Origin of the sequence: Corynebacterium sp. HMSC30G07 (assembly GCF_001806945.1) — a bacterium.
In the GTDB taxonomy this organism is placed as follows: domain Bacteria; phylum Actinomycetota; class Actinomycetes; order Mycobacteriales; family Mycobacteriaceae; genus Corynebacterium; species Corynebacterium riegelii.
In genome coordinates this window covers 1-5,261 of sequence record NZ_KV786477.1, presented here as the reverse complement: position 1 = coordinate 5,261, position 5,261 = coordinate 1, and the positions used below count along the sequence as shown (strand labels likewise).

Genomic DNA, 5,261 nt, shown 5'->3' with positions numbered 1-5,261 from the left:
GTATCCGGGAGATGATTAAACGTATTGACCCAACGTGTGCCTATCAGCCGAAGCGACGTCAGCAACGTGTGGCTCAAGCACATGCTGGTGATGACGTGTTGACGTTTGAGGAATCTGCATACACCGGGACTGTGAAAACGTTGGTCACATTGTCGACGAACCCGTTGACTGCGCGTGTGGTGCGAGAGCATGTGTTGGCTGCCGCACGGGAGCATAAAACATCGATGGCTGATGCGATGGTGAAACTGCTTTCGGGTGAGATCACCCCAACAAAAGCCACGCTGCATGTGTTTGTGCCGAAGGGCCGTAAGGCTGGTGGTCCAGCCTATGTGCCAGGGGTTGGGGCACTGACTCCGGAAGCTACCGCAGCACTTGATGACCTGCTGGCAACAGCAAAGGTCACAGAAGTAGATATGGAGGCAGAACTCCAAGCGCTCACCGACAGTTACACCCCAACTGAAGCAATGCGTCGCGTGGTGTGTGCTCGTCATACGCATTGTGTGTTTCCGGGGTGCAACGTCCCGTCCCAGCTATGCCAGTTGGATCACCGGATTCCGTTTGGCCAGGGTGGTAAAACCACACCGAGTAACTTGTATCCGTTGTGTCAAAAGCATCACAACTTGAAGACCGATAAGCGTGGTTTCTATGTTCCGGATCCGGATACGGGTGAAATCTTGTGGCTGTTTTCCAATGGCACGTATGAAACCTGCAGCCCAGACAGCTTGATCGAGCACAACACGCACGCCGCGGCACCACGGTGGAAGAGCAATCTTGAGCAGGTATGTCAGCGTCGTAGTCGAGTCGCGCAGTTTTACGCCAAGGGTCACAAAATACTAGACGATTTTGATAACCACCACGATCTTGAACAGGCCAATGCTCAGATCGCAGCGTTGGAGGAAGAATACGGCCTTATATTCCCGATCAAGGCGGTGCTGCCGGAGCCGGTGAGGGAACCGAAAATATCAGACTTTTTCGGGCCGACACCGCCTGTCCGAGAACCTGAGGATGGTTGGGACGAAGAATACGCACCGGAAGACGAATGGCCAGAAGAAATACAGCAGTTAATTTACAACCGCTAGTCCAAGATGGGTCGTTTTGCCTCAAAGCGTTGATGGTTAGGTTGTAAGTTTCACGCTGTGACCTTTATGTTCACGAAAGCGCGGGGGTAATGCTTGGAATGTAGGTGTGCATGCCCTAAGGTAGGCGAGGTAATCCTAACCTCCACACTTAAGAGAAGGACGAACATGATCCGTTTTTCCCGTACCGCGCTCGTCGCAGTAGTCACCGCAAGTGCCCTCGCGCTTGGCGCTTGCTCCTCCACGGAGTCTGCCTCCGAGGCTACCTCCAGCACCGCTGCTGAGGCTTCCGAAGCAACCACCTCTGCAGCTGAGGCTTCTGAGTCTGCAGACGGCACCGTAACGGTCACTGACAACTATGGCGAGAAGACGGTGCCGGTTCCGCCGAAGCGCGTCGTCGCTTTGGATAACCGCTCCTTCGAGCTGCTGGACGCCTGGGGTGTCAAGCCGGTTGCTGCCGCGCGTGCGCTGGTGCCGAAGACCATCCCGGGCTTGAAGGATGATGAGAGCATCGTGGATATCGGCAACCACCGTGAGCCGAACCTCGAGGCAATTGTTGCTGCTGACCCGGATGTCGTCGTCTCTGGCCAGCGCTTCAGGAAATACGACCAGGAGATTGAAACGCTCGTTCCGGACGCAGTCCTGCTGGAGTTCGAACCTCGTGAAGGCGAGCCGTTCGACCGTGAGCTGATCCGCCAGACCCTGGAGCTTGGCGAGGTCTTTGGCAAGCAGGCCGAGGCTGAGAAGGTTGTTGAGGACTTCACTAAGGCAATCGTTCGCGTGCGTGAGGCGTACAACCCGGAGCAGACCGTCATGGGTGTGAACGTCTCGGGTGGAGAGATTGGTTACGTTGCACCGGGTGTTGGCCGCGTCTGGGGGCCGCTGTTTGACCTGATCGGTTTCACCCCGGCACTGGAGATTGCTGGAGGTACGAACGATCACCAGGGTGACGACATCTCTGTTGAGGCGATCGCTGACTCTAACCCGGACTGGATCCTGGCGCTTGACCGCGACGCAGCGATCAAGACGGACTCCCCGGCCGCACTGAGCGTGCTGACTGATTCCGCTGCCCTGCAGAACGTCACCGCGATCAAGGAGAATCACGTCTACGTCGCTCCGAATGACACCTACACCAACGAGTCGATCCTGACGTACACCGAGATCCTCAACCAGCTCGCAGAGCTTTTTGAAGCCAATAAGTAATCCTTACCTAACATCGAGTAACGTCGTACAACGTGACTAAGAAGCTAGGGTTGGCTTGCCTCGCCGTCGTGGCGCTCCTTATAGCGTCAATGGCGGTGGGGCAATACGACATTCTGGGATCTGCTGACGGGTGGGAGATGTTCCAAATCACCCGAGTTCCACGCACTATCGCGCTCGTGCTGGCTGGCGCGGCGATGGCAATGTGCGGACTGATTATGCAGATGTTGACGCAGAACCGTTTTGTGGAACCGACCACAACAGGTACGACGGAGTGGGCTGGACTTGGTCTGTTGACGTCATATGTGCTGTTTCCAAACGGCACCATCATGACGCGCATGGTCATGGCTGTGGTATTCGCGTTTGTGGGCACCATGGTGTTTTTCGCTTTCCTGCGCAAAGTGACGCTACGTTCAAGCCTGATTGTGCCGATTGTGGGCATCATGCTCGGTGCAGTTGTGAGCTCTGTGTCCACGTTCTTCGCGCTGAAAACAGACCTGCTGCAGTCCCTGGGGGTGTGGTTTGCCGGGTCCTTTACCAGCGTCATCGTTGGTCAGTACGAGGTCTTGTGGATCGTGCTTGCGGTCGTGATCGCCGTGTTCTTCTATGCGGACAGGCTTACTGCGGCGGGGCTGGGGGAGGATATCGCCACCAATATTGGACTGAATTACAACCGGGTTGTGTTGGTGGGGACCTCGCTGGTTGCCATCGCCGCCGGTGTGGTGACAGTCACGGTGGGCAATCTGCCGTTCCTTGGTTTGATCGTCCCGAACATCGTGAGCATGATGCGTGGCGACGACCTGCGTTCCAACCTCCCGTGGGTCTGCCTGCTTGGCATCACGATTGTGACCGTGTGCGACATTCTTGGCCGCACTGTCATCGCACCGTTTGAAATGCCGGTGTCGGTCATCTTGGGTGTGGTTGGTGCTGTGGTGTTTATCGCTTTGATTGTGAAGCAGGTGCGGCGTGGCTAATCGTTCGGTGGGCAGCTTCGCAACGTCGACAAGCAAAAAGCGCTACTGGGTGGTCATGGGAGTGCTGCTGGTGGTGGCTTTGACATGCGGTGCTGGCCTGTTGGCGTACAACAACCCGATGGAGTTCGGCTCCCGCGGCTACTGGCTGATTGCGCAGCGCCGGCTTACAGCCGTGACCGCGATGGCGATTGTTGCAGTGTGCCAAGGCTTTGCGACGGTTGCGTTCCAAACCATCACCAATAACCGCATCCTCACGCCTTCAATCATGGGCTTTGAGTCCCTGTACGTGGCTATCCATACCGCTACCATCTATTTCTTTGGTGTAAGTGGCCTGCTGCAAGGGCGGACGACCAGTATGTTCGTGCTGCAGGTTGCGTTGATGATTGGCCTGTCACTGGTGCTGTACTCCTGGTTGCTGAGCAACAGCGAGGCGAACCTGCACGCGATGCTGCTGGTTGGCATCGTGCTTGGTGGTGGCCTGGCCAGTGTGTCTACGTTTATGCAGCGTATGCTCACCCCGAGTGACTTTGATGTGCTGACAGCACGACTCTTCGGCTCAGTCAATAATGCTGACCCGTCGTACTACCCAATTGCACTTCCACTGGTAGCGGCGGCGGTGGTGCTTATTTTGCTGCGCTCACGGTATTTGAACGTGCTGGGGTTGGGTCGAAATGCGGCCATGAATTTGGGCGTGAGCTTCCGCGGTAATGCGATTTACATCTTGGTGCTGGTCGCAGTGCTGATGGCAGTGTCCACCGCTTTGGTTGGGCCGATGACATTCCTTGGCTTTCTGGTAGCGACGCTGACGTATCAGTTCGCTGACACCTATGACCACCGATACCTGCTGCCGATGGCGGCACTGATGGGCTTCTGTATTTTGACCAGCGCGTATTTCCTGATGAACCACGTGTTTTACGCGCAGGGTGTGGTGTCCATCATCATCGAGCTTGTTGGTGGCTTGACATTCCTCGTGGTGATCCTGAGAAAGGGAAGACTGTGATTACGCTTTCTAATGTTCGTAAGGACTATTCCGCAGAAACCACTATCGGTCCGGTTGATCTGGACATTCCCGCCGGTGGCATTACCGCGCTCGTGGGCCCGAATGGTGCAGGTAAGTCCACGCTGCTCACCATGATTGGCCGTCTGCTGGACTTGGACGAAGGCACGATTGCAGTCGGCCAGATGGATGTGGCCAGCACTAAGTCCAAAGACCTGGCGAAAGTGGTGTCCATCCTGCGTCAGGAAAACCACTTTGTTACGCGCCTTACAGTGCGCCAGCTTGTCGGTTTCGGACGCTTCCCGTACTCCGGTGGTCGCCTGACAGCTGAGGACGAGCAGATTGTTTCTAAGTACATCGACTTTTTAGACCTGCGTGAACTGGAGAACAGGTTCTTGGACCAGCTCTCCGGTGGACAGCGTCAGCGCGCATATGTGGCGATGGTGCTCTGCCAGGAAACCGAATACGTCCTGCTTGATGAGCCCCTGAATAACCTCGACATCGCCCACAGCGTGGACATGATGCAGCACCTGAAGGCAGCTGCGCGCGAACTTGGACGCACCGTGGTCATTGTCCTGCATGACATCAACTTTGCTGCCCGCTATGCGGACTACATCTGCGCTGCGAAAAACGGCCAGGTCGTCGCCTTTGGTACGCCGGAGCAGATCATGCGAGATGACCTGCTCACCCAGATCTTCAACACTCCGGTGCAAGTCATTGAAGGGCCTAATGGTCCCTTAGCGACGTACCACTGATCCAATTTTAATCGTCCTGACCAGGCGATTTGCTAGGTGTTTCCATTCGTGGTTATATCTTCATCCGTTGCTTCGAGCCGGTTCGGCCGGGGAGAAGGAACAATCTAATCGCATAAAGGTTACGGTCTGATGAACTGTAAGAAACCAGGGTTTAAACGCCGGGTTGACAACAGTTAGATCGAAACTGTAGTGTCGTACAAGCTACTTTCGCTTAGAGCCCAAAACGGTTCTGGTGGGGTGTGCGTGTGTTGTTTGAGAA

At 55.7% G+C, this 5,261-nt stretch carries 5 protein-coding genes; all 5 read left to right on the top strand.

The window, feature by feature from the left end; all coding sequences use genetic code 11:
- Positions 1-1,079: HNH endonuclease signature motif containing protein (locus HMPREF3104_RS10160; protein ID WP_168156377.1), on the top strand; the 1,079-nt coding region annotated here is incomplete at its 5' end.
- A 165-nt stretch (positions 1,080-1,244) separates the two neighbouring features.
- Positions 1,245-2,279, top strand: coding sequence for a siderophore ABC transporter substrate-binding protein (locus HMPREF3104_RS10155; protein WP_070495711.1), 1,035 nt, complete (start codon positions 1,245-1,247; stop codon positions 2,277-2,279).
- Positions 2,280-2,311: 32 nt separating this feature from the next.
- Positions 2,312-3,250 carry an ABC transporter permease gene (locus HMPREF3104_RS10150; protein ID WP_052205103.1) on the top strand — a complete coding sequence of 313 codons (939 nt, stop codon included), beginning with the start codon at positions 2,312-2,314 and terminating at the stop codon, positions 3,248-3,250.
- Positions 3,251-3,305: 55 nt separating this feature from the next.
- Positions 3,306-4,250 carry an iron chelate uptake ABC transporter family permease subunit gene (locus HMPREF3104_RS10145; RefSeq protein ID WP_083279071.1) on the top strand — a complete coding sequence of 315 codons (945 nt, stop codon included), beginning with the start codon at positions 3,306-3,308 and terminating at the stop codon, positions 4,248-4,250.
- Positions 4,247-5,002 carry an iron ABC transporter ATP-binding protein gene (locus HMPREF3104_RS10140; RefSeq protein ID WP_070495708.1) on the top strand — a complete coding sequence of 252 codons (756 nt, stop codon included), beginning with the start codon at positions 4,247-4,249 and terminating at the stop codon, positions 5,000-5,002. Before HMPREF3104_RS10145 ends, HMPREF3104_RS10140 begins: the two co-directional genes overlap by 4 nt.
- The last annotated feature ends 259 nt before the right edge of the window (positions 5,003-5,261 follow it).